The organism is Brevibacterium casei CIP 102111 (assembly GCF_900169275.1).
In the GTDB taxonomy this organism is placed as follows: domain Bacteria; phylum Actinomycetota; class Actinomycetes; order Actinomycetales; family Brevibacteriaceae; genus Brevibacterium; species Brevibacterium casei.
On record NZ_FXZC01000006.1, the window covers coordinates 1 to 21,588 of the forward strand.

The 21,588-nt window shown below is 67.4% G+C and carries 17 protein-coding genes; 8 read left to right on the forward strand and 9 right to left on the reverse strand.

Annotation, left to right across the window (positions count from 1 at the left end; all coding sequences use genetic code 11):
- A partial coding sequence (locus BC102111_RS13535; RefSeq protein WP_146001430.1) for a choice-of-anchor G family protein occupies positions 1-2,365 on the reverse strand: 2,365 nt, incomplete at its 3' end.
- Between the two features lie 544 nt (positions 2,366-2,909).
- Here BC102111_RS13535 and lhgD point away from each other — a divergent pair.
- From lhgD to BC102111_RS13555, 4 genes are all read left to right on the forward strand, one after another.
- On the forward strand, positions 2,910-4,118 hold the full coding sequence (gene lhgD, locus BC102111_RS13540; protein WP_101624600.1) for an L-2-hydroxyglutarate dehydrogenase: 1,209 nt from the start codon (positions 2,910-2,912) through the stop codon (positions 4,116-4,118).
- Between the two features lie 168 nt (positions 4,119-4,286).
- Entirely contained in the window at positions 4,287-5,279 is a 993-nt protein-coding gene (galE, locus tag BC102111_RS13545) for a UDP-glucose 4-epimerase GalE (RefSeq protein WP_101624601.1), read from the forward strand.
- A gap of 92 nt (positions 5,280-5,371) precedes the next feature.
- Positions 5,372-6,727, forward strand: coding sequence for a sodium/glutamate symporter (locus BC102111_RS13550; protein WP_101624602.1), 1,356 nt, complete (start codon positions 5,372-5,374; stop codon positions 6,725-6,727).
- A gap of 81 nt (positions 6,728-6,808) precedes the next feature.
- Positions 6,809-7,954 carry an FAD-dependent oxidoreductase gene (locus BC102111_RS13555; RefSeq protein ID WP_101624603.1) on the forward strand — a complete coding sequence of 382 codons (1,146 nt, stop codon included), beginning with the start codon at positions 6,809-6,811 and terminating at the stop codon, positions 7,952-7,954.
- Between the two features lie 30 nt (positions 7,955-7,984).
- Here BC102111_RS13555 and BC102111_RS13560 read toward each other — a convergent pair whose 3' ends face one another.
- A complete protein-coding gene (locus tag BC102111_RS13560) occupies positions 7,985-8,875 on the reverse strand; it encodes an alpha/beta fold hydrolase (protein WP_101624604.1) in 891 nt (296 codons plus the stop codon).
- Positions 8,876-9,009: 134 nt separating this feature from the next.
- Between BC102111_RS13560 and BC102111_RS13565 the strand changes: the two genes are divergently transcribed.
- Positions 9,010-10,719, forward strand: a complete 1,710-nt coding sequence (locus BC102111_RS13565; RefSeq protein WP_101624605.1) for a formate--tetrahydrofolate ligase — start codon at positions 9,010-9,012, stop codon at positions 10,717-10,719.
- 70 nt (positions 10,720-10,789) lie between these two features.
- On the opposite strand, the gene BC102111_RS13570 is transcribed toward BC102111_RS13565, so the two are convergent.
- The 3 genes from BC102111_RS13570 to BC102111_RS13580 are packed head-to-tail and all read right to left on the reverse strand — an operon-like array spanning position 10,790 to position 13,244.
- Positions 10,790-11,353 (reverse strand): antibiotic biosynthesis monooxygenase, encoded by a 564-nt coding sequence (locus tag BC102111_RS13570; RefSeq protein ID WP_063250675.1) that lies wholly within the window; start codon positions 11,351-11,353, stop codon positions 10,790-10,792.
- 47 nt (positions 11,354-11,400) lie between these two features.
- Complete coding sequence (locus tag BC102111_RS13575; protein WP_101624606.1) at positions 11,401-12,195, reverse strand: NAD(P)-binding domain-containing protein; 795 nt, start codon at positions 12,193-12,195, stop codon at positions 11,401-11,403.
- Positions 12,192-13,244 carry a helix-turn-helix transcriptional regulator gene (locus tag BC102111_RS13580; RefSeq protein ID WP_101624607.1) on the reverse strand — a complete coding sequence of 351 codons (1,053 nt, stop codon included), beginning with the start codon at positions 13,242-13,244 and terminating at the stop codon, positions 12,192-12,194. The genes BC102111_RS13575 and BC102111_RS13580 overlap by 4 nt, the downstream gene beginning before the upstream one ends.
- 106 nt (positions 13,245-13,350) lie before the next feature.
- Between BC102111_RS13580 and BC102111_RS13585 the strand changes: the two genes are divergently transcribed.
- Together BC102111_RS13585 and BC102111_RS13590 are read left to right on the forward strand one after the other, a co-directional pair.
- Positions 13,351-13,797: a VOC family protein gene (locus tag BC102111_RS13585; RefSeq protein ID WP_197907814.1), complete on the forward strand. Its 447-nt coding sequence runs from the start codon at positions 13,351-13,353 to the stop codon at positions 13,795-13,797.
- Positions 13,798-13,864: 67 nt separating this feature from the next.
- On the forward strand, positions 13,865-14,803 hold the full coding sequence (locus BC102111_RS13590; RefSeq protein WP_232252495.1) for an ABC transporter substrate-binding protein: 939 nt from the start codon (positions 13,865-13,867) through the stop codon (positions 14,801-14,803).
- A gap of 111 nt (positions 14,804-14,914) precedes the next feature.
- Here the strand turns inward: BC102111_RS13590 and BC102111_RS13595 are convergent, their stop codons facing one another.
- The 3 genes from BC102111_RS13595 to BC102111_RS13605 all read right to left on the reverse strand — a co-directional run bounded on the left by BC102111_RS13595 (position 14,915) and on the right by BC102111_RS13605 (position 17,479).
- The gene (locus tag BC102111_RS13595) at positions 14,915-15,751 is read right to left on the reverse strand and encodes a MetQ/NlpA family ABC transporter substrate-binding protein (RefSeq protein ID WP_009376268.1); all 837 of its coding nucleotides are present in this window, start codon (positions 15,749-15,751) and stop codon (positions 14,915-14,917) included.
- Between the two features lie 82 nt (positions 15,752-15,833).
- A complete protein-coding gene (locus BC102111_RS13600; RefSeq protein WP_101624608.1) occupies positions 15,834-16,508 on the reverse strand; it encodes a methionine ABC transporter permease in 675 nt (224 codons plus the stop codon).
- Positions 16,505-17,479, reverse strand: coding sequence for a methionine ABC transporter ATP-binding protein (locus BC102111_RS13605; RefSeq protein ID WP_101624609.1), 975 nt, complete (start codon positions 17,477-17,479; stop codon positions 16,505-16,507). The genes BC102111_RS13600 and BC102111_RS13605 overlap by 4 nt, the downstream gene beginning before the upstream one ends.
- Positions 17,480-17,834: 355 nt before the next feature.
- Here BC102111_RS13605 and BC102111_RS13610 point away from each other — a divergent pair, with 355 nt between their 5' ends.
- Positions 17,835-19,112: a metallophosphoesterase family protein gene (locus BC102111_RS13610; RefSeq protein ID WP_101624610.1), complete on the forward strand. Its 1,278-nt coding sequence runs from the start codon at positions 17,835-17,837 to the stop codon at positions 19,110-19,112.
- A gap of 88 nt (positions 19,113-19,200) precedes the next feature.
- Here the strand turns inward: BC102111_RS13610 and BC102111_RS13615 are convergent, their stop codons facing one another.
- On the reverse strand, positions 19,201-21,339 hold the full coding sequence (locus tag BC102111_RS13615; RefSeq protein WP_101624611.1) for a catalase: 2,139 nt from the start codon (positions 21,337-21,339) through the stop codon (positions 19,201-19,203).
- Between the last annotated feature and the right edge of the window lie 249 nt (positions 21,340-21,588).

Consider the following 21,588-nt stretch of genomic DNA (forward strand, 5'->3'; position numbering starts at 1 on the left):
CGGCGGTGGCCGATGCCGAGGCGGAAGCGGCGGCGTTGACGTTGACTGCGCCATCGGGATCGGTGGAGGCATCCGGGTCTGTCGAGGCATCCGGGTCCGCGGCTGAGTCAGGGTCGGTTGCCGCGTCTGGATCTGCCGTCGCGTCGGGATCAGTCGAGGCATCGGGGTCGGCTGCCGCATCCGGGTCTGCGGCTGCGTCCGGATCTGCGGTTGCATCAGGGTCGGCGGCCGCGTCTGGATCCGCGGCTGCGTCCGGGTCCGCCGAGGCGTCCGGATCTGCGGTTGCATCCGGGTCGGCGGCCGCGTCTGGGTCTGCCGCAGCGTCCGGATCCGTCGAAGCGTCGGCATCGGCCGCAGCCTGCGCCGAGGCTTCATTCGACGAGTCAGCGGTCGACGCGGCTTCTGCGGCGGCCGCAGGTCCGGCGTCAGCGGCTGCAGAGGCCTCCGCATTGGTGTCGTCAGTGTTGTCCGCCTGCGCCGCAGCCTGCGACGCCGCTGTCGACGAGGCGCTCGGATCTGTCGTTGAATCGGCCGAAGCCTGCGACGACGCATCCTCGGTGGCTGCCGATTCGGCCGCCGCTTCAGCGTTGACGTCAGCTGCTGCCGACGCGGTCGTGTTCGCATCGTTGTCGGCTGCGGCCTCCGAGGCAGCCTGGGCTGCGGGGTTGCCGTCGTCGTCGGCGGTGGCTGACGCGGACGCCGATGCCGCGGCGTTCGTGTTCGCGTCCGGGTCGGCTTCGTCCTCGGCGCTGGTGCGCACCGACGACGACGCGAGGTTGACGTCGACCGCGTCGGCGCCGGGAAGAACCTCGAGGCTGACCGCGTTGACCGTGAACATGTCCCGCGGTGCCGCCGCGGCTGCGAACGCCTCCGCCCGATCGCCCTGCTGTGGCACCGGCGTAGTGAATTGCTCGTTGATGGTGAGGTCGATGACTTCGTCAAGTGCCCCGAAAATTGGGTCGAGAGTCCTCAGGACGGGATCGATCAGTCCCGTGACGGAGCCCGACACCTCCTCGGCGGTCGCGGTGATGATCGAACCGACGACCGGTTTCGTCACCGCGAGGACCGCATCGATCACCGGCGTGGTGATCGCGCCCAGCACGGTCCCGACAGGGACTCCGAGCAACGAGAGATCGGTCGTCACCGTGGGCTGTGAGGAATCGGTTCCCGCGAGCTGCCCCAGAGTCGCGTCGACAGTCACGGTGCCGGTGACCGCGGGAACCCCCAGGGCCGAGATCCGTCCGGGCAGCTCGATCTTCACGTGCACATCGTTGAGTGCCTCGGTGAGAGTCTCGTTGACACGACCGCTGAGCGCCCCGAGAGCATCGGCGACGGCTGTCGTGATCGTCGAGATCGTGCTCGAGGTGAGCACCTTCGTGTTCGGCGCCAGTCCATTGAGATCCTCGCCGTTGCCTCCCTCGACGATCTTCGCGAGATCGATCGCGATGTCCCCCTCTGCGATGTCGATCGATACGATGCCCGACTTGTCCTCGAGCTTGTCCCGCACGGCGTTCTCGACGACGCTGTTGAGAACATCCCTGACCTCGACACTGACTGTGGTGTCCGCTCCGCCGACCCTCACCGAGGCGATGCCTGCGTTGACGTTGACACCGATCTTCGCGAGTTCGCCGGCGAGCCCCTCGTCGCCGATGGCATCCTCGAGTGCGCTGCCGGAGCCGTCGACAGCAGTCTCGAGGGCATCCGAGAGGTCCGCCAGGGCAGGGCTGGAGAGCGTGAGCACGCCGTCTGCGACGACGTAATCCGAACTCACGGTCTCGGAGTCAGCCTCGGCACGCGAGGCCAGCGCACCGAGTTCGAGGCTGAGGTCATCGACGACCTCGTCGGTGACATCGCTGAGCCCGAGCTGTCGCAGCAGGGGAGTGAGACTGACCCGAGCATTGCCATAAGCGCCGGGGTTGGCAGGATCGACGTTGATCGCCCCGTCCTCGCCCACTGCGCCTGCACTCGCGACTGCGCTGTCGTACGACGGAGCATGACCGAAGGCGTTGAACGCGCCGACCTCGCCGAGGTGGAGCAGACCGTTTCCATCGTCACCGCTGATCAGCGGCAGCGAGACGTTCGGGAGTTGGACGTTGAGCGCCTGCAGTGCGGCCACATCGAAAGGAGTGTGATCCGCGGTCGGACTCGACGGGTAGGTGCTTCGGGCGGAGGAGACGTCGAGAAGGTCGGCGCTGATGATGTCGGTGTCGATCAGCTGGCCGTGGGCCTCGGCGAGCTCATCCGGGTCGACGGGCACAGCGGTCCCCGGCGCGGTGATGAGAACGGTGAGGCCGACCGCCGTGGCGGCGGCGACTGCGCCCAGCGTGGCGCGACGTCGGTTGCTGGATCGGCTGCGAGTCGTCATGGCCCCCACTTCGGAAGAGATCGGCGTTGATTCTTGAGCATTGGCTGAGTGCGCACCGGCAGTCTGCCGAGCGTTCCATCACGAGATTACGGAGTCATGAAAAAGTAATCACGAGGTAATTCATAACGTTATAAATCCGTTACTGTTACCGGAAGGTAGAAAGTGCAGAGTCCAGCAGAGGTGTAGTGGGTAGTAATTATGAATTCAACTACGGGCGAGATTCACCGGACACCCAGCTGGGCGGCTTCGGTCGATCGGTGAGCACCTGGCCGCCGAGTCCCCTCTTCCTGCCTGGCAGGAGTGGCGATGCGACGGCAGATTCGGGCCGCGTCCGACGCGTGGATGAGCGCTCAGAAGGCAGATCGGTCCCGCCGGACTGTCCTGACCAAACCTCCGTCTTAAGCGCCGTTAATGAGAACTACAGAGGTGACGCCCGCGAGAGGAGTCCAGTCTGCGAGGCGTTCATCGCGTATGTCGACATCCTTCGATAGGGTGCGAGAACCGTGACGATCGAGGGCGGCCGAGCCGCCGCAGGAGGGCGCCCATGGGCAGACGTGTCGCCGTCATCGGCGCGGGCATCATCGGTGCCGCGGTCGCGAGAGAGCTTCTCCTGCGCGACGACGCGGTCGATGTCACCCTCTACGAGAAGGAGAGCGGACCGGCCGCGCACCAGACCGGACACAACTCCGGTGTCGTCCATGCGGGTCTCTACTACGAACCGGGCAGCCTCAAGGCGACGCTGTGCCGTCGCGGGGTGACCCTGCTGCGCGAGTTCGCCGACGCCCACGACGTCGCCGTCGACGAGTGCGGGAAGGTCGTCGTCGCCACCGATGACGTCGAGGTCACGCGGCTGCGCTCCATCTTCGAGCGGGCCGAAGCCAACGGCGTCCCCGACGTCGCGATGCTCGACGCCGATGAGCTCAGTGCCGTCGAACCGGGCGTTCGCGGCGTCGCCGCCCTCCACTCACCCCACACGGCGATCGTCGACTATCCCGGACTCACCGCAGCAGTCGTCGCCGACTTCCGACGCCGAGGCGGTCGGGTGCGCTTCTCGACGCGGGTGTCCCGGATCGAGCGCCGTCGGGGACCGCGAGGGGAGCGTGCCCTCGTCCGCTCGGACAGGGACGCCCACGAATTCGATGCCGTCATCGCCTGCGCGGGCCTCCAATCCGACCGACTTGCCGCCCGCTCCGGAGAGAGCCGCCAGCCCTCGGTGGTGCCGTTCTTCGGCCAGTACTTCATCCTCGACGACAGTGCCGGCGACGTCGTCAACGGCCTCGTCTACCCGGTCCCCGACCCGAAATACCCCTTCCTCGGCGTCCACGTCACCCGCCGCATCGACGGCGGCCTGATGATCGGACCCAACGCCTTCCTCTCCCTCTCCCGGGAGGGCTATTCGGGGCTCGGGTTCAGCCTCCGCGATTCGCTTGCCGTCGCCGCTGACACAGGCTTCTGGCGATTCGCCGCCGGCAATATGGCCACCGCCTGGCGTGAGATCGGAGGCGTCCTCTCCACCGAGCGCTTCGTCGCCGAAGCCGCCCGCTATGTGCCCGAGCTCGCCGGGGCCACCGGGCACCGGGCGACCCGGGGCATCCGAGCCCAGGCGATGAACCGCGACGGCACCCTCGTCGACGACTTCGTCATGGACCGGGCCGGACCGACGATGTTCGTCCGCAATGCACCCTCCCCGGGAGCCACCTCGGCGCTGGCCATCGCCGAACACCTCGTCACGGCCGCGGTCACCGACACCTGATCTCCGCACCGGTCACCCCGCCGGCCGCGGACAAGGCACCCGAACGCCGAATCAGCGCTGGTCAGGAGCGCACGTGGCGCCCGGACCCTTGGCCCGTCTAAGCTTGACCCGGCATCGCCGAGGCGCAACCCGGGATGCCGGTCACTGACACAGCGAAGAAGGAGATGCATGGCGGTTCTGGTCACCGGAGGTGCGGGATACATCGGCTCGCACGTGGTACGGCTGCTCACGGAGCGCGGTGACGACGTCCTCGTCGTCGACGACTTCTCGACGGGCATCGCCGAACGCGTCGACGGACTGCCCGTGCTCGACCTCGACCTCGCAGCCTCTGACGCCGAGGACCGCCTCGTCGCCGCCATCGAGGAGCACGGCGTCGACTCGATCATCCACTTCGCCGCGAAGAAGCAGGTCGGCGAATCCGTCGAACTGCCCCTGCACTACTACCGACAGAACATCGGGGGGCTGGCGAACGTGCTCGCTGCCGTCGACCGCACCGGCATCGACTCGCTCGTCTTCTCCTCCTCGGCCGCGACCTACGGCATGCCCGACGTCGCGCTCGTTCCCGAGGACCTCGACTGCCGACCGATCAACCCGTACGGGGAGACCAAGCTCATCGGCGAATGGATGATCGACAACGCGATCACCTCGGCGACGATGCGCGGCAAGGACTTCAACGCCGTCAAGCTGCGCTACTTCAACGTCGCCGGCGCGGGCTGGCCCGAACTCGCCGACACCGCGGTGATGAACCTCATCCCGATCGTCCTCGAACGTCTCGCCGCCGGCAAGGCCCCCGTGATCTTCGGCGACGACTACGACACTCCCGACGGCACGTGCATCCGTGACTACGTCCACGTCAAGGACCTCGCCGAGGCCCACATCGCGGCACTCGACTACATGAAGTCCGGGGACACCACCGAAACCGTGTTCAACGTCGGCACCGGCACCGGAGCCTCCGTCAAGGAGGTCATCGATGCCATCGCCGAGGCGACCGGACGTGAGATCGTCCCCGAGATGGGGCAGCGGCGGGCCGGTGACCCGCCTGCCCTCGTCGCCGACGTCACCCGGATCTCGGCCCTGCTCAGCTGGAAGGCCGAGTACGGTCTGCCCGAGATCGTCCGCAGCGCCGTCGCCGCCGCGGGAATGCTGCCCGACCCGAAGTAGGCACCGGCCCCGCGCCTGCCTGTCGGCCCCCCGGCTGCCGCCCATCGCACCGCCATGCCCTCAGGCATGCCCTGAGCTAGGAGACCCGCCCCGTGGATCCCACACCCTTCACCCCGTACGCCCTGCTCGTCGACGCCGGACTCATCGGCGGCCTCCTCGTCATCGGCACGATCCTCCGTGCCCGGATCCGGGTCCTGCAGACGATGATGGTCCCCGCGGGCGTCATCGCCGGGTTCATCGGTCTCGCGTTCGGACCCAACGGTCCCGGCTGGCTGCCCTTCTCCGACCAGCTCGGCACGTACAGCTCCCTGCTCATCGTCGTCGTCTTCGCGTGCCTGTCGCTGACGAGCGACTTCAACATCTTCAAGATCGGCCGCTCGGTCGCCGGTTTCGCCAGCTACGGGGTGCTCATCTACGCCACCCAGACGGCCTTGGGCATGGGGCTCGTCCTCTTCCTCCTCGGCCCCCTCCTCGGCGCACCCGACCATGTCGGACTCCTCCTCTTCGCCGGATGGGCCGGCGGGTTCGGCTCGGCGGCGGCGATCGGCACCGTCTTCACCGAGGCAGGCGACCCCTCCGTGCAGTCGCTCGCCTTCACTGCCGCGACCGTCGGCATGCTCACGGGCATCATCGGCGGGATCATCCAGGCGAAGTTCGGCGCCAAGAAGGGCTATGCGCGCGAATTCGCCGGCATCGGCACGGTCCCCACGGAACTGCGCACCGGCGTCCTCGACCACGACGAGGACAAGCCGCGCATCGGCACGCACATGTTCTCCGCCAGCGCGATCGAATCCCTGACGTTCCAGGCCGGCATCATCGTCGCGGTCGCGGCCGGTGCGTACGGGGTCAACCTCATCCTCGGCGACCTCATGCCCGCGGTGACCTTCCCCCTCTTCTCGATCGCCTTCATCGTCGGACTGCTGCTGCGTGGCATCCTCGTGTCGACGAAGACGACGAAGTTCATCGACAAGGAGACGCAGAATTCGATCTCCGGCACCGCGACCGACGTCCTCATCGTCTGCGGCATCGCCTCGGTCGTCCCGAGCTTCGTCGCCGACCAGTGGCTGTCGCTGCTCATCCTCTTCATCGTCGGACTCGCCGTCTGCCTCTTCCTCGGCCTCGTCGTCGCCCCGCGGGTGATGAGCGAAGGGTGGTTCGAGCGCCAGCTCTTCACCTGGGGCTGGGCGACGGGAGCCGTGGCCACGGGCATCGCCCTGCTGCGCATCGTCGACCCCAAGCTCAAGTCGCGCACCCTCGAGGACTTCTCGCTCGCCTACCTGCCCGTCATCCCCGTCGAGATCGCCGCGGTGACCTTCGCCCCGCTGCTCGTCATCGCCGGTGCGGCCTGGGCGGTCGTCGGCATCTGGGGAGCCATCGCCGTGGCCGCGGCGGCCGTGGCCCTGTCGATCATGGCCGCGAACAGGCGGGAGCTCGTGCCGACCGCATAGTGCGATCCGCGTTCGCCGGATCCTGCCAGACGGACTAGGCTCGAAGGACAGCCGCAGTCGTCACCCAAGGGGAGGCTCTCCATGACCGAGCACATCGTCATCGGAGCCGGACTCGCCGGTGCTGCGACGGCACGTGCGCTCGCCGACCGCGGAGAGAACGTCACCGTCCTCGAGCAGCACACACCGGCCACTGCGCTGGGCAGTTCGCACGGTTCGGCGCGGATACTGCGCTTCGCCTATCCGCAGCGCCTCTACGTCGACCTCGTCGTCGCCTCCCGCGCGCTGTGGGCCGACATCGAACAGGCCGCCGGTGTCGAGCTCATCACCGCCACGGGTGCTGTCGACCACGGCGAGGTCAGGCACGTGAGCGAGCTCGCCGCCGTGTTCGACACCGTCGGCATCGAACATGAGGTGCTCTCCTCGGCAGAGGCGACCGCGCGGTGGCCGCAGATGAGGTTCGACACCGAGGTCCTCTGGCATCCCGCAGCCGGCGTCATCGACGCCGAGACCGCGGTGACGGCGATGCTCGACCTCGCCGTCGCCACCGATCGGGTCCGCGTCCTCGAGGACTGGACCGTCGCCGAGGTGGGACGACGGTCCGGGGGCGGCTTCCGTGTCACCTCGGCGAGCGGGGGTGCCGTCGACGCGGACACCGTCATCGTCGCAGCCGGCGGATTCCTGCCGGCCCTCCTCCCTCACCTCGGTCTGCCGGAGGGCTTCCGGGCTGCGCTGCCGAGGTTCGACGTGCGGCAGGAGCAGGCCTTCCACTTCCCCTATCGCAACGCAGACGACTCGGGACAGCCTGCGGCAGCGTGGCCGACGTTCATCCACAAATCGGGGGAGATCTTCACCTATGGGCTGCCGGGTGGGCGCGACGCCGGTTTCTCGGGGCTCAAGCTCGCGGAATTCAATGGGGGCAGGGTGATCCCCTCCGCGCTCGACCAGGACGGCCGGATCACCCCCGAGATGCGCGAGCGGATGACCGACTACGTCCGACAGCACCTGCCCGGCCTCGCCCCCGAGCCTTACGCGGAAACGACCTGCCTGTTCACGAACACTCCGAGCGAGGACTTCCTCATCGACTCCGCCGACGGCGTCGTCCTCGTCTCCGCGTGTTCGGGTCACGGAGCGAAGTTCGCCCCGATGATCGGCGAACTCGCCGCCGACCTCGCCACCGGACAGGGCAGGGTACCGGAGGAGTTCCGCGCCGCACACCATGCCCGGTAGTGCTCGTCGGGAGCGGAGCTCCCGGCGACCTCACGCCGAGCTGATCGTCAGCCACGTGGTCACCTCAGCGGCGAACGCTTCGGGAGCCTCGAGCACGGCCAGATGCCCGACCCCGGGGAAGCGGGTGACATCGACCGGGCCGGGAAGCGCTTCGGCGAGGCGGCCCGCCTGCTCGACGGGGAGCCACGGGTCGTCCTCGCCCCAGCCGACCCGCACGGGGCAGCGGACCTGGCCGAGGCGCTCGGAGATCGGCTCCGTGTCCACCGGTGACAGGGCGGCGATCTGCGCATAGAACGCCGCCTGCCCGTCCGGAGTCGACCACGGTCGAGCGAGTTCATCCACCCACTCCTCCGAAAGTTCCGGTCCGCCGGCGCCGGTGATGTAGGCGTGGACGAGTGCCTGATGCAGCGGCGGGGGAAGGGCGGCGAAGACCGACTCGTTGTCCGCGACGAGCCTGAAGAACGGTGAGCCCCACGGGGGCAGGGTGACGATGTCGCTGAGGTGGAGCGAGGCGAACTCGACTCCCTCGAGCAGATGCGCACCGAGGGCGGCGGCTCCGCCGATGTCGTGGGCGATGACGTGCGGTCGCTCGAGACGCCACCGGCGGATGAGCTCGGCCAGTCGACGGCGCTGGGCGACGAGATCGACGGGGACCCCCGCCTCGGCGGTGGTGGTGATCGAGGCACCGTAGCCGGGCATGTCCCAGAGGAACACACGGTGAGTCGAGCTCAGGGTGCGCGCGAGCGGCCACCACATCCGTGACGACCACGGAGTGCCGTGGCAGATGACGACGTCGTCGCGGCCGTCCCCGCTCGCCGGGCCCAGCTGCCATGTGGCGATCTCGGCCGTCGTCGGCGGCGAGTGGGCATCGGCGCGCACGGTCACGGAGACGAACTCGGGTGGCGGGCGTTCCTCGTCCATGGTCTGACGATAGACCCTCGGACTGACACGAGATCACGGTGCCGGACAGGGGGAGAGGGGACTCAGGTGTCGTGCGGGAGATTCCCCGGGTGTCGGCTGTCACAAAACGACTTATGGCAGGCATGATGGGCACTATGAGCATTGATCTGGACATCGCCCTCGCCGCCGAGCTCGATCCCATCGTCGACATCGCCGCCGCGCTGAACCTCGATCCGAAGGACATCGTCCCGTTCGGCTGGACGAAGGCGAAGGTTCCCATCGATGTCCTCGACGCGGCCGCGGAGTCGGCCACGGATGGCAAGCTCATCCTCGTCACCGCGATGAGCCCGACACCGGCCGGGGAGGGCAAGACGACGACGAGCATCGGCCTCACCGACGGTCTCAACGAACTGGCGAAGACGAATCCGGAGATCGGTCAGGCCGTGCTCGCCCTGCGCGAACCGAGCATGGGACCGGTCTTCGGGATGAAGGGCGGGGCAGCTGGCGGCGGATACGCCCAGGTCGTGCCGATGGAGGACATCAACCTCCACTTCACCGGGGACTTCGCCGCGATCGCCGCCGCGAACAACCTCGCCGCGACGATGCTCGACAACCACATCCACCACGGCAACGAACTCGACATCGACCCCCGCCGCGTCCACATCCGCCGGGTCGTCGACCTCAACGACCGGACCCTGCGCAACGTCACGATCGGCCTCGGCGGACTCAATGGGGGAGTGCCCCGAGAGGACCACTTCGACATCGTCGTCGCCAGCGAGGTCATGGCGGTGTTCTGCCTGGCCACCTCGGTGGCGGACCTCAAGGAACGGCTGGGACGGATCGTCCTCGCCCACACCCGCGACCGCACCCCCGTCACGGTGGCCGACATCGGTGCGGCAGGCGCGATGACCGCGCTGCTGCGTGATGCGCTCGCCCCCAACCTCGTCCAGAGCCTCGAGCACTCGCCGGCGTTCATCCACGGCGGGCCGTTCGCCAACATCGCCCACGGATGCAACAGCCTGCTCGCGACGAAGGCGGCGCTCACCCTCGGCGACTGGGTCGTCACGGAAGCCGGCTTCGGTGCCGACCTCGGGGCCGAGAAGTTCCTCGACATCAAGTGTCGGGCCGCCGGGATCTGGCCATCGGCCGTGGTCGTCGTCGCCACCCTCCGCGCCCTGAAGTACCACGGGGGCGTTGAGGTGAAGGACGTCCAGACCCCGAACACCGAGGCGGTGCTCGAGGGGATGAGCAACCTCGTCCACCACTGCACGAACCTACGCGAGATCTACGGCCTCACCCCGGTCGTGTGCTTCAACCGCTTCCCCTCGGACACTGATGAGGAGATGGCCGCCGCGATCGAGCACCTTGACTCGCTCGGTATCGCCGCCGTCGAATCGATCCACTGGGCCGACGGAGGCAAGGGTGCGCTCCGCCTTGCCGAGGCGGTCGTCGAGGCTGCCCGGAACGCCGGGGACGGCGACCCGGCGGAGCGGGCCCGGTACAGCTACGAGCTGAACCAGCCGCTCGAGGACAAGATCCGCACGATCGCCCAGCGCATCTACGGCGCCTCCGACGTCGAGATCCCTGCGAAGGTGAAGCGCAAGCTGAAGCAGATCACCGAGGAGGGCTACGGGGACGCACCGATCTGCGTCGCGAAGACCCAGTACTCGCTGAGCACCGATCCCAGCCTGCGCGGTGCCCCGACAGGCCATGTCATCGAGGTCAGGGACGTCCGGCTCTCGGCGGGGGCGGGATTCGTCGTCGTCATCGCCGGGGACATCATGACGATGCCCGGCCTGCCGAAGGAGCCCTCGGCGCTGAAGATCGACGTCACCGAGGACGGGGACATCACCGGGCTGTTCTGAGCGATCGGCGTCCCCGGCTCACCCGGCTGGTTGGAGTCGGCGCGGTCCGCGCCGCCCTGCGCGCCTGTCGTCAGTTCCGGGGCTTCTGCAGCCACGGGCGCAGCAGCCGGGTGCTCACGGGCAGGAAGATGTAGGTCATCAGCGGGGTGAGGATGCAGATGTTGAGGAGGACCGCGAGCACCGGCGGCCAACTCTCGAGGTGCGGCATGAGGAGGAACGTCGAGAGCAGGCTGAGGGGGAAGAAGGGGAGGAAGATGCTCACGGCCTGCTTCCACCTCGGCGGGACGACGGTCTCCGGGATCGTCACCGCGTTCTCCCCCTGCGGTTCGAACCAGCCCTCGATGCCCGTGCGGTGCTCGACCTTGGTCGTCTCGACGAGTTCGGCGGCGCTGTCGATCCACCACTGCCGGTCGTCGGATTCGTCCCAGGCCTTGAGCGACTTCGCGTCGGCGAAGCGGTAGAGCACGTGCCATTCGTCGGAGTCCGGAGAGGTCCGCACCCATCCGGACCCGAGGTAGCCGGTGCGTTCGCGGACGAGTTCCTGTCCTGCCTGGACCCACGCGTTGAAGCGGCGGTGCTGTCCGGGCAGGACGGTGCGGGTGATCGAGACGGTGATCGGAGACGGCTGAGGCATGATTGCGATTATAGGGACCCGCCGTATGTGACCTGCGTCGGGGTCGGTCAGCCTCTCACCCGCTCGAGCACTGCCGTCAGCGCGCCCGCGAGCCGTGCCCGTGTGGCCTCGTCCATCCACGCGGCCCGCAGCTGGGCGTTGAGTCCGCCGGGAGTCTCGTGGGCGGCGACGAGCTCGGAGATCGGCGTATCGGTCTCTGCCAGTGTCGTCCCAAGACCGACGAACTGTCCGCGGACGATGGTCTCAGCATCGGTGCGCGCCCAACCCTGGTCGATGAGCCAGTCGGTGATGACCTCGAGGAAGGCGAAGTGCGCGGACATCGTCGCCGTCGTCGCCGACAGTGTGCTGAACATCGCCTCGGTCTCGGCGACCACGGTGCCGCCGAGGCGGTCGAAGAGTTCGACGGTCGCCGACTCGGCAGGGAAGACGGCGGTGACCCCGCGGCGTTCGCGCACGGCCGGCAGCGGGATGACGCGGACGATACGGGGATCGTGGGGCAGGAGCGCGCGGAGCCTGTCGAACGGCACTCCCGCCACCGCACTGACGACGGTGCGGTCGGCGGGGATCTCGAGGGCGGTGAGGACGTCGTCGACCTGGTCGGGAAGGACGGAGACGATGATGAGGTCGCTGCGGTCGACGACGTCCTGGTTGTCGGCGGCGACCTCGACGCGCGGATGACGTTCGGCGAGGTCGGCGGCGCGCTCGCGGCTGCGTGGGGAAAGGACGATGTCGGGCGCGGTCGCCTCGGTGCCTCGCGCAGTCGGTGCGTCGTCGGCGCACAGTCCGTCGACGATCGCCGAGGCGATCTCTCCGACGCCGATGATTCCGATCGTCGTGGTCATGGTGCCTCCCGGGTGGGTCGAGTCGGATGCGGGTGTCTTCGCATTGTGTCATCGGTGGGGGAGTGCGAGTAGGCGTCTGTGAGTTCGGCGCCGATGCGGGCGAGTTCGGTGCGGACCTCCGGCGGGTCGAGGACCTCGAGGGTCCGTCCCCAGCCGGCGAGCTGCTCGGCGAGGGCGACGACGAGGTTGCCGCCCACCGTCACGAAGACGGTGTCCGTGTCCTCAGCGACGACCGTGAGGTACCGACCGAACTGGGCCTCGAGGATCGGCAGCGTCCAGGCCGGACAGCGGATCCGTGCCGTGACCGATGAGCGGAGGGATTCGACATCGGCGACGTGGCGGGCCCAGAATCCGGCGAGATCGAAATCGCGCGGGCGACCCGTCCTCGTCGGGTCATCCTCGGGACGCGGGGGTCCGACGACGACACCGCCGAGGCGGTCGACCCTGTAGGTCCGAGCTCCGTCTGCGGTGTCCGCGGTGTCCGCAGGGTCGGCGACGAGGTACCAGACGCCGGCCTTCGCGACGAGTCCGAGCGGCCGCAGGGCCGTGTGGCGGCCGGTGCCCTCGCGTGAGGTGTAGTCGGCCTCGATGAGGCGGTCACCGATAAGAGCGGCGCGCAGAGCCTCGAGTCTGTCCCGGAACGCGTCGTCGCTCATCGGCGTCCGACTCCACGGGGTGTGGTCGTAGTGGATCGTCGTGGCGAGGACCTCCGCCTCGGCGCGCAGGCTCTCGGGAAGCGCGCGGATGAGCTTGCGCGTGGCGAGCCGGGTGTCGGGGTCGGAGAGCCCGGCCGTGCCGAGCATCCAGAAGAGCGACCGCGCTTCGGGCCCGCCGAGCCCGGTGAGGTTCGTACGCGCACCCCCGAGCAGCCCCCACCCGCCTCCGCGCCCGGGCCGGACGTGGACCGAGACTCCGGCGGCCGACAGCGCTTCGAGGTCGCGTCGGGCGGTGGCGAGGGAGACCTCGAGTTCGGTGGCCTCCTCGGCGGCGGTGACCTGATCCCGGCTCTGGAGGAAGAGGAGGAGGGCGAGAAGTCTGTCCGCGCGCATGGTCCGAGTATTCCAGGAAAAGTAGTCAGAGGATGAGCACTTTGGGCGGAATCATCGACGATGACCCCACACCCGCGTCGACACGACGCCGATTAAGGAGAACGACATGAGCACTCTGACAGGTCTGACGACGATGGTCCTCACCGCTGACGACGTCGCCGCGGCGGCCGACTGGTACGCCGACGTCCTCGGCATCTCACCGTACTTCCTACAGCCGCCCGAGGGCGAGCCGGCCTACATCGAGTTCCGCATCGGACCAGACGAGGACGAACTGGGCATCATGAGCCGGGTCTTCGCGCCGGAGGGCACAGCACCGGGCAGCAGTTCGGTGACGTACTGGCACGTCGACGACGTCGATGCGACGCTCGACGACCTCGTCTCACGGGGCGCCTCGGTGCACTCACCGGTGACCCCGCGCGGGGAGGAGTTCGTCACCGCCTCGGTGATCGACCCCTTCGGCAACGTCCTCGGGCTCATGCGCAGCCCCCCATTGGGCCGGGCGGCACTGAGGGCCCGAGGATTGCGGACCAGGTGCCCTGCCAAGGTGCCCTGATGGCGGGCGGAGAGATGCTCGCGAGCGATTTGGTTAGGCTATCCAAACTCATTAGGATCCAGAGGTTGTGAAGACGAATCGCGTTCGCCGCCTCCTGACACTGTCCGCCTCGATGCTCGGCATCGCTCTTCTTGCCTCGGGCTGCACGGCAGCCGCGAGCGGACAGGGTGCCTCCGAATCCGCCGCAGCCTATACCGTCACCGATGCGATGGGCGAGGTGGAGTTCGCCGGCGCGCCGCAGCGTGTCGTCGCCCTCGATTCTCCGGCTCTCGACGCCCTCATTGCCCTCGGCGTCACGCCCGTCGGAGCCTCGGAGGTCCGGGAGGGCACGGGATTCCCCGACTATCTTGCCGCTGACCTCAGTGGAACGGAATCGGTCGGGACGATCATGGAGCCGAACCTCGAGGCGATCGCGCAGCTCGACCCCGATCTCATCCTCGGCTCGAAGGTCCGCCACGAGGAGGTCTACGATCAGCTCTCCGCCATCGCTCCGACCGTCTTCGCCGCTGATTCGGGAACGAACTGGACCGAGCAGGCGACGCTGACGGCCGCCGCCGTGGACAGGGCCGAGGAGATGGACACACTTCTCGATGATCTCTCCTCCCGGGCCTCCGCTGTCGGCGCGGAGGTCGGTGCGAAGGGCACGACTGCTTCGATGGTACGCTTCCGCACCGAGAGCTTCCGCCTCTACGGACCGGAGACGTTCTCCGGCTCGATCCTCACCGATATGGGCTTCGACCTGGGGGTCCGCGACTGGAACGAGTACTCGATGATGGAGCTCAGTCCCGAGCGCTATGAGCTCATCGACGGTGACGTCGTCTTCCACACCGGGGCCGGGGCCGACGCCGAGGCGACGACCCAGTCGACGGTCACCGAACTGTGGGGCGGACAGCCTGCTGTCGCGGCCGGGAAGGTGTTCCCCGTCGAGGACGACACATGGATGGTCGGCATCGGGGTCATCGGCGGCAACCTCATCGTCGACGACGTGCAGGCCGCGCTCGGCTGACCGACGCGAAAGAGCGCCCGCGTCAGCGGCGGATTCCACACGGGAATCACCGTCGGTACGGGCGCTCTCTCGGTGCGGGGTGGGCGAAGTGAGGCCCAGCCGCTCAGCCGATCAGAAGCTCGGGAGCACCGAGCCGTCGGACCACTTCTCCTCGATGAACTTCTTCACCTCGGGGGTGTGGAGCAGGTCGTTGAGTTTCTTGATGTTCTCATCGTCCTTGTTCTCCGTACGCACGGCGAGGAAGTTGCCGTACGGGTTGTTCTCGGCCGATTCGATGAGGATGCCGTCCTTGGCGGGGCTGAGGCCGGCCTCGAGCGCATTGTTGCCGTTGATCACGGAGGCGTCGACGTCTTCGAGGGTGCGCGCGAGCTGGGCGGCGTCCGCCTCGACGAACTCGATGTTCTTCGGGTTGTCACGCACGTCGGAGAGCTTCGCGCTCACCGCGTCGACGCCGTCGTTCAGCGTGATGAGATCGGCCTCTTCGAGCATCTTCAGCGCCCGACCCTGGTTGGCGGGGTCGTTGTTGATGCCGATCTTCGCGCCCTCGGGCAGGTCCTTGACGTCCTTGACCTTGTTCGAGAACAGAGCGAAGGGCTCGAGGTTGATCGGTTCGAAGCCGGTGATCTCGTAGCCCTGGCCGTCGATCTCGGAGTCGAGGTACGGCTTGTGCTGGAAGTAGTTCGCGTCGATGTCGCCGTCGGAGAGCGCCTTGTTCGGCAGGGTGTAGTCCGTGTACTCCTTGACGTCGATGTCGAGTCCGGCATCGGCGGCGAGGTTCTCGTCGACGAAGCGGAGGATGTCGCCCTGTGGCACCGGGGTGGCGCCGACGGTGAGCTTGGTGACGTCGCCGTCCTTCTGCCCGACGGTGTCGGTGCCGCCGCCGACGAGGCCGCAGCCGGTCAGGGCCAGGGTCGCTGCCGCGGCGACTGCGATGAGCGTGGTCTTCATGACTCTCCTTGATTGTGTCGTTCGTTGGTGAAGGTCTGTCGGGTCCGCGGTGTGACCACGGGAGGGTGCGGGTCGGGCCGCCTCAGCGGTGGTCGACGAGGCGGGAGATCCGGTCGCCGGTGAACTGGATGAGGGCGACGATGAGGACGAGGACGATGATGCAGGCGAGCATCGTGTCCGACTGGTAGCGCTGGTAGCCGTAGGAGATCGCGAGCGCTCCCAGCCCGCCGCCGCCGACCGCTCCGGCCATCGCCGTGTACGACACGAGGGTGACCGCGGTGACTGTAGCCGCTCCGATGAGCCCGGGCAGGGCTTCGGGGACATAGACCTGCCGGATCACCTGGCCGTTCGAGGCCCCCATCATCAGCGCCGCTTCGACCTTGCCCTCGGAGACCTCCCGCAGGGCGTTCTCGACGAGGCGGGCATAGAAGGGGATCGCCCCGACCGTGAGCGCGACGACGGTGGCCTGCCACCCCAGCGCCGTGCCGACCATGAACCTGGTGAACGGGATGAGGGCGATGATGAGGATGATGAAGGGAATCGAGCGGGTGATGTCGACGATGAGGGAGAGCACCCGGTAGAGCACGGGGTGCGAGTTGAGCCCGCCCTTCGACGTCGTGAACAGCCAGATCCCCAGGGGCAGCCCGAGGAGGACGGCGAGCCCCGTCGACCACAGGGTCATGAGCAGGGTCTCGATCGTCGCCGGCCACATCTGGTCGGTGATCGCGGGGTTGTCGAACCATATGGGATCGTTCACTTGGCTGCCACCTCCTCGGCGTGGATGCCCTCAGAGTCGAAGGCGGCGATGAGCTCCCCCGCCTGGTCGGGACCGGAGACGGAGAAGCGGATGCGACCGACCTGACGGTCCTCGACGGTCTCGACGGCACCGGCGAGGATCGCATCGGCGCCGATGTCGACGCTGCCAGCGCACGTGAGCACCCGCGGCAGCGTCGTGCCCGCCAGAGCCACCTCGACGATCCCGGACTCACCGTCGCCGAGGCTGACGGGAGGGAGGGGGACGAGATCCTTGGCCAGGGACGAACCCGGTTCGGCGATCACCTCGGCGAGCTTCCCGGTCTTCGCGACCCGACCATCGGCGAGCAGGGTCACGGAGTCGCAGATCTCGCGGACGACGGACATCTCGTGGGTGATGATGAGGACGGTGATGCCCAGACGGTCGCGCAGGGAGCGGATGAGGCCGAGGATCTGCTCGGTCGTCGAGGCATCGAGGGCCGAGGTCGGCTCGTCGCAGAGGAGGACCTTCGGTTCGGCGGCGAGAGCACGGGCGATGCCGACGCGCTGACGCTGACCGCCGGAGAGCTGCGCGGGATGGTTGTCGAGGCGGTCACCGAGGCCGACGAACTCGAGGAGCTCCCGGGCCTTCGCCTGACGTTCGGCCTTGCCGACACCGGCGATCTGCAGCGGGTGGGCGACATTGTCGAGCGCGGTGCGCGAATCGAGGAGGTTGACGTGCTGGAAGACCATGCCGATGTTGCGCCTTGCCTGGCGCAGCCCGGCACCCGTCTGCTCGGTGAGATCCGTGCCGTCGATCGACACCGTGCCCGAGGTCGGACGCTCGAGGCCGGTGAGGCAGCGGATGAGCGTCGACTTGCCGGCGCCGGAGCGACCGACGATGCCGTGGATCTCTCCCGCAGGCACGCTGAGGTCGATCTCTTCGAGCGCGACGGTGTTGCCGAACACCTTCCGCAGACCGCGCAGTTCGATCACGGGCCTCTCCTCCTGGGATGTCTGGGGTGGGTGGCAGGCGGTGGCCTGCTCCCTCGTCGGGGCGCACAGGCACCGGGTGAGGGCACATGTGCGGACGATTCAGCATGCCAAGGTGTGTGATGAGGCTGTGGTGCCCATGACACAAAAGGACGCATAGCGAGCCGAACGTGACGAAGACCTCAGCGGCGAGGGGTGTCGAAGGCGGTCGCGCGCCCTGAGTGAACATCTGGGGTCGTGGTTTCGTCCGCGGAAGTTACCTCTGGGTTCAATCCGATGACATTGTCCGTCCATAGTCTCGATCGTCGTGGCTGTGCGCATGTCCGCGTCGCAGCCGAACGCGACAGAGAGGCGGAGAATGAACGACGACACCCCCAACGGCACCGAGGATCGCCGAGCAGACAGCGAGCGCTCGAAGGGCTCGGCGGCGTGGAACCGGCGCGGCATGCTCCAAGCCGCAGGCGTGACGGCGCTCGGCGCCGGACTGGCCGGCATCGGCGCGGTACCTGCGGCGGCGAAGCCGTGGAAGGACAAGAAGCCGAAGAAGGCCAAGAAGGACAAGGGGAGGTCCGAGGAGGGGATCGTGCGCGGCGAGCTCGCGTTCCCCGCGTCGGGCGCGTTCACCATCGTTCAGTTCAACGACACCCAGGACTCCCACACGACGGATGTGCGCACGACCGAACTGCAGAATGCGGTCCTCGACGATGCCAAGCCGGACTTCGTCGTCATCAACGGCGACGTCATCGACGGCGGCCCGAAGACGGTCACCGAGGTCAAACAGGCCATCAACAACGTCGTCCTGCCGATGGAGCAGCGGCAGATCCCCTGGGCGCTGACTTTCGGCAACCACGATGAGGACAGCACGGGCAAGACGGGCTTCGACGAAGCGGACATGATCGACTTCATCAGCCAGTACCGTTATAACCTCAACACCACCGGCGCCGACGTCACCGGCACCTCGAATCAGGTGGTCACGGTCTCCTCGTCGACCGGCGACGATGACGCCTTCGCCATCTGGCTCCTCGACTCCGGCCGCTACGCCCCCAAGGAGATCGCCGGCCAGAGCCTCGAGGGCTACCCGAACTGGGACTGGCTGCGCTTCGACCAGATCGAATGGTACGCCCAGGCGTCACGAGCCCTCGAAGAGCGCGCCGGCCGTCTCGTCCCTGGCCTCGTCTTCCAGCACATCGCGCTCCACGAGCACCGGATGATGTGGTACTCGAGCATCGACTTCCGCGGCGAGTCCGCCCACCCGGCGGCGAAGAAGAAGCACTCGATCGTCGGCGAGCGGAACGAGAACGAGTGCCCGGGGCCGTTCAACTCCGGCATGTTCAACGCGATGCTCTCGAGAGGCGATGTGCAAGGCCTGTTCGTCGGTCACGACCACATCAACACCTATTCGGGTAACTACTTCGGCATCGAACTCGGCTACTCTCCGTCGACCGGCTTCGGACCCTACGGGCTGCCGGGGGAGAAGCGGAACCAACTGCGCGGTGCCCGCGTCTTCACCCTCGAAGAGGGCGTCGATGGCGTCTACACCGGGTCCGAGGTCAGGTTCGCCCGCGACTACGGCATCGACATCAGCCCAGCCGCCCAGCGCGGCACACCTGCGGAGTTCCCCGAGTACGTGAAGTGAGCTGAGCGTCCGGGACGCTGAGTACGGCCCTCGCTGTCACCCGTGTCACACGGGTTCCAGCGAGGGCCGTACTCAGGACCGCAGCGGATCAGCTGTCAGCCCGTGACCAGGCTCGATGCTCTTCCAATCCGGTTCTCAGCTTCGTCAGAAGGCTCTTGACCTGAGCGCCGGTGAAGATGCCGGAGTCGGAAGCAGGGACCCCATACTCCTCGAGAAGGGCGTCCGCACCACCAGCGACAGCGATGAACTTGAGGTGCCGCCACGCTTCGGAAAGCAGCAGACCCACCACCGGGTCGGCGTCGACGCCGTCGAGGAGCAGCAGCGCATCAAGCTCACTTGAGGCAGCGGTGAGGTAGGTCCGCTCGACGGGGACATCTCCGACCCGACCGCCGACAGGAGCGATGGTGATCGGCACCATCCCCGCCTCGACCAGGAAGTCGCGAGCCGTGACGACGTGCTTCGGGTCAGTCTTCGACCCGGTGACGATTCCGACTCTGCGGCCGTCGACCGGCCACTTCTCACCGATCTGGGAGAGTGCGGGACTGGCGGCTACGTCGTCGGCAGGGGGTGTGTTCGGCCTTCCCGGACTCAGCCCGAGACCCGAAGCGACCCGTTGGGCGAGTTCGGCGTCGACTGCCGCCAGTACGTCGACCTCGCGCTGCCTGATCGTCTCGTCCCAGCATTTTCCGAGCTCGAAGGTGAAGGCGTCGACGAGGTGCGACTGTTCCACGGGTGTGAGACTGAGCCAGAACATGCGGGCCTGCGTGAAGTGGTCGTCGAACGAGACCGGGGAGCGGCGTTCCTTGACCGACTTCGGCAGCTCTTGGGCGATCTCGACGAACGTATGGTCGTCATCCGGGTCGGCAGTGAAGGGGTTCCCGCCGTCCAAGGTGTTGGGCTTGTACGGGGCGACCCCGGTGTGCACGGCGGTCTGGTGCATACCGTCACGGAAGAGGTCGTTGACCGGACAGTGGGGGCGGTTGATCGGGATTTGGCTGAAGTTCGGTCCGCCGAGGCGAGAGATCTGCGTATCGAGATACGAGAACAGCCTTCCTTGGAAAAGTGGGTCGTTCGTCACATCGATGCCGGGTACGAGATGTCCAGGATGGAACGCCACCTGCTCCGTTTCGGCGAAGTAGTTGCTCGGGTTGCGGTTGAGAGAGAGCTTGCCGATCGGTTGGACGGCGACGAGCTCTTCGGGTACGAGTTTCGTCGGATCGAGGAGATCGATCCCCTCGAAGGTCTCCTCGGGGGTGTCGGGGAACACCTGGATGCCGAGCTCCCACTCGGGGAAGGCCCCTGCTTCGATCGTGTCGGCAAGGTCTCGACGGTGGAAATCCGGGTCGATGCCGTTGACCATCTGAGCCTCCTCCCAGACGAGCGAATGCACCCCGGCGGTCGGCTTCCAGTGGAACTTGACGAGCGACGTGTCCCCGTCTGAGTTCTCGACTCGGAATGTGTGGATTCCGAAGCCTTCCATTGTGCGGAAGGACCGTGGGATGCCGCGATCGGACATCTGCCACATCGTGTGGTGGGTCGCCTCCGTGTGCAGCGAGACGAAGTCCCAGAACGTATCATGCGCGCTCTGCGCCTGCGGGATCTCACGGTCGGGTTGAGGCTTCGCCGCATGGACGACATCAGGGAACTTGACGGCGTCCTGGATGAAGAAGACCGGGATGTTGTTGCCGACGAGATCGAAGACGCCGTCAGAGGTGTAGAACTTCGTGGAGAAGCCTCGGGTGTCTCGCACGGCATCGGCTGAACCACGGGAGCCGACCACAGAGGAGAAACGCGTGAACACCGGAGTCTCGACGCCCTTGCGGAGGAACTCCGCCTTTGTCACGTTGCTCGCGGTGCCATAGGAGACGAACGTTCCATGCGCCGCCGCACCCCTGGCATGGACGACTCGTTCGGGAATCCTCTCGTGGTCGAAGTGAGTGATCTTCTCGCGCAGGTGGTGATCCTGAAGCAGGACCGGTCCTCGGGGGCCGGCCTTGAGCGAATGATCGGTGTCGACCAGCCGTGCCCCTTGCGCGCTAGTCAGCCAGTCACCTTGCTGAGCCTGGTCCGCCTGACTGTCCTTGCTGGGCACCCCTGTCGGCGTCGTCGGCCGAGGACCGCTCTGATCGGGTTTGGGCGGCAGCGGCGGATGGGGGGTCGTCGGTTCTTCGGGTGTGGGCTCGGCTGAGGTCGGATTTCCAGGTACGCCTGGGCGATCGTCTGCCATTTCGCCGTCTCCTTCTACTCCTGTGTGAGCGAGGTTCCATTTCTGAGAGTAGGTCCGCATCGCCGGGAGCACAAGCCCCCTTGTGCGCAAATTGTCGCTTGTCGATAGAGATGCGGGAGCCCCGGGCCTCGAGTCGCGAGAGTGCACGACCGCGAGGCGGCCATCGGATAGGCGGGTTGTGTCGAGTATCTGGCGGGCGGTTCTCTTCATCGTCATCGGGTTCGGCACTGCGCGGGCACAACGTCGAGA

What these genes read in the sequence shown, in the direction of transcription:
- lhgD (WP_101624600.1), top strand. Translation starts at nt 2,910, where the DNA reads ATGGGCAGACGTGTCGCCGTCATCGGCGCGGGCATCATCGGTGCCGCG.
- galE (WP_101624601.1), top strand. Translation starts at nt 4,287, where the DNA reads ATGGCGGTTCTGGTCACCGGAGGTGCGGGATACATCGGCTCGCACGTG.
- BC102111_RS13555 (WP_101624603.1), top strand. Translation starts at nt 6,809, where the DNA reads ATGACCGAGCACATCGTCATCGGAGCCGGACTCGCCGGTGCTGCGACG.
- BC102111_RS13560 (WP_101624604.1), bottom strand. Translation starts at nt 8,875, where the DNA reads ATGGACGAGGAACGCCCGCCACCCGAGTTCGTCTCCGTGACCGTGCGC.
- BC102111_RS13565 (WP_101624605.1), top strand. Translation starts at nt 9,010, where the DNA reads ATGAGCATTGATCTGGACATCGCCCTCGCCGCCGAGCTCGATCCCATC.
- BC102111_RS13570 (WP_063250675.1), bottom strand. Translation starts at nt 11,353, where the DNA reads ATGCCTCAGCCGTCTCCGATCACCGTCTCGATCACCCGCACCGTCCTG.
- BC102111_RS13575 (WP_101624606.1), bottom strand. Translation starts at nt 12,195, where the DNA reads ATGACCACGACGATCGGAATCATCGGCGTCGGAGAGATCGCCTCGGCG.
- BC102111_RS13580 (WP_101624607.1), bottom strand. Translation starts at nt 13,244, where the DNA reads ATGCGCGCGGACAGACTTCTCGCCCTCCTCCTCTTCCTCCAGAGCCGG.
- BC102111_RS13585 (WP_197907814.1), top strand. Translation starts at nt 13,351, where the DNA reads ATGAGCACTCTGACAGGTCTGACGACGATGGTCCTCACCGCTGACGAC.
- BC102111_RS13595 (WP_009376268.1), bottom strand. Translation starts at nt 15,751, where the DNA reads ATGAAGACCACGCTCATCGCAGTCGCCGCGGCAGCGACCCTGGCCCTG.
- BC102111_RS13610 (WP_101624610.1), top strand. Translation starts at nt 17,835, where the DNA reads ATGAACGACGACACCCCCAACGGCACCGAGGATCGCCGAGCAGACAGC.
- BC102111_RS13615 (WP_101624611.1), bottom strand. Translation starts at nt 21,339, where the DNA reads ATGGCAGACGATCGCCCAGGCGTACCTGGAAATCCGACCTCAGCCGAG.